Consider the following 2,110-nt stretch of genomic DNA (forward strand, 5'->3'; position numbering starts at 1 on the left):
TGTTGCGGATGTCAGCATCACTGCGCAGAACGTGACCAACAACGGCCAGAGCATCATCGCCAGCCGTGACTTGAGTGTCACGGCCACGCAAACCCTGAGCAACCAAGGTGGGACCCTGAGTGGTCAGCGGAAAACCACGGTTGTGGCGTCCACCCTGGATAACCAGAACAAGGGCCGGGTCATCAGCGCCGACACCCTGAATCTGACCGCAGGCACTGTGGTCAACGCCCAAGGCGGCTTGATCAAAGGCCAGAATGCTTTGCTCGCCACCCTCGGTCATCTGAACAACAACGCGGGTGAAGTCTCCAGCCAAGGCAACACCACGTTGATCCTGGGTTCCCTGGACAACCTCACCGGCCTGGTCATGGCCAATAACGTTCTGGACATTACCGCCACGGGCGCGGTGAACAACCAGAACGGTCGCCTGGGTTCGAACAATAGCTTCACCTTCAAGGGCAAGTCCCTCGACAACACCCAGAAGGGGCGCATCACCGCGCAGCAAAGCCTCGACCTGACCGCCACCCACCTCGACAACACCGGTGGCTCGGTCATCACCAATGGCCCGCTGAACCTGACCGCCGACACCGTGGACAACGCCACGGGCCGAATCTCCAGCCAGGGCGACCTGACCGCCAACGTCACCACCTTCAACCAGCAGGATGGCGCGCTGGTCACCGACGGCAACCTGACCCTGACCGGCAGCACCCTGGACAACCGCAATGCGGCGCTGATCTCGGCAAAAAAACGGCTGATCCTGAACGTCGGCAATATCGACAACCGCGCGGGGGAAATCTCCAGCGTGCAGACGGTCAACCTCAACGGTCAGACCCTGAACAACAGCGAAGGCGGCAAGGTCCTTTCCGACACCGCGCTGGGCCTCAAGGTCGCGCAAGTGATCAACCAGAGCCTGGGCCAGTTGGTCAGCCAGGGCAGCACCACGCTGACCGGCAGCAGCCTGGATAACAGTGGCGGTAAAGTGAGCGCGCAGTCGGGTCTGGTGATCACCCTCGACGCTGCCCTGACCAATCAGCTCTCCGGCTTGATCAGCAGCGAAGGCACCCTGACGACTCACGCTGCCAGCCTGGATAACTCGGGCGGCAGTTTCTCCAGTGCCGGCCAATTGAGCCTCACCAGCGATGGTGCATTGATCAACCAGGGTGGTCGACTGGTGACTGACGGCGGTATTGACCTGCACAGTGCCAGTCTCGACAACCGTCAGAGCGGCACGATCAGCGGCCAGGGCCCTGTGTCGATCACTACGGGTGCCTTCGACAATAGCCACAGCGGTTTCCTCAGCAGTGGCAATCACCTTGATCTGACCACCGCCCAACTGACCAACCAGGACGGTGGCCGTATCGGTGCCAAGGACCTGACCGCCAGCGTCACCGGCCTGGACCAGCAAGGCGGTTCGTTGAAAGGCGATGCGTCGCTGACCCTGGACCTCAATCATGGTCAACTGAACAACCAGGGCGGCCTGATCAACGCGCCGCTGCTGGTGCTGAACAACCTCAAGGGCGTGAACAACCAGGGCGGCGAAATCTCCAGCGCCCAGGCCTTTACCCTCGCCGCCGCCAGCCTGAACAACGACAGCGGCCAGTTGTTGGGCAACCAGGCCCTGACCCTGCGTATCGACCAGGCCCTGAGCAATATCAAGGGCATGATCGCGGCGGCTTCGGTTGATGCGCATGCCGGTAGCCTCGACAACAGCGGCGGCACCCTGACCAGTCGTGCTGACCTGGGCCTGACCGTTGACGGTCAGTTGACCAACCAGAATCTGGGCCTGATCAACGCCACCAACAGCCTGACCATTAACAGCGCCGGCCTCAACAACCAGGGCGGTAGTCTGCTGGGCAGCGCCATTGCCCTCGATTTCGGTGCGGCAACGGGTGATCTGAACAACGCCGCTGGCCATATCACCACGGCCGGTAACCTGACGATCAGTCACCTGCGCGACCTGAACAACCAGGGCGGCACACTGACCAGCGAACAAAGCCTCAACCTGACCGGGCGCACCCTGGACAACAGCAACGGCGGCAAGCTGATCAGCAACAACCAGTTGACCCTGACCGCCGACAACCTGATCAACCAGAATGCAGGTTTGCTGTCGGGT

The 2,110-nt window shown here is 61.5% G+C and carries 1 pseudogene; it reads left to right on the forward strand.

The window, feature by feature from the left end:
• Positions 1–2,110 (forward strand): annotated as a pseudogene (locus tag M5B42_RS32005) (adhesin); the annotation flags it as partial.

Source organism: Pseudomonas sp. MWU12-2037 (genome assembly GCF_023242345.1).
In the GTDB taxonomy this organism is placed as follows: Bacteria; Pseudomonadota; Gammaproteobacteria; order Pseudomonadales; family Pseudomonadaceae; genus Aquipseudomonas; species Aquipseudomonas gingeri_D.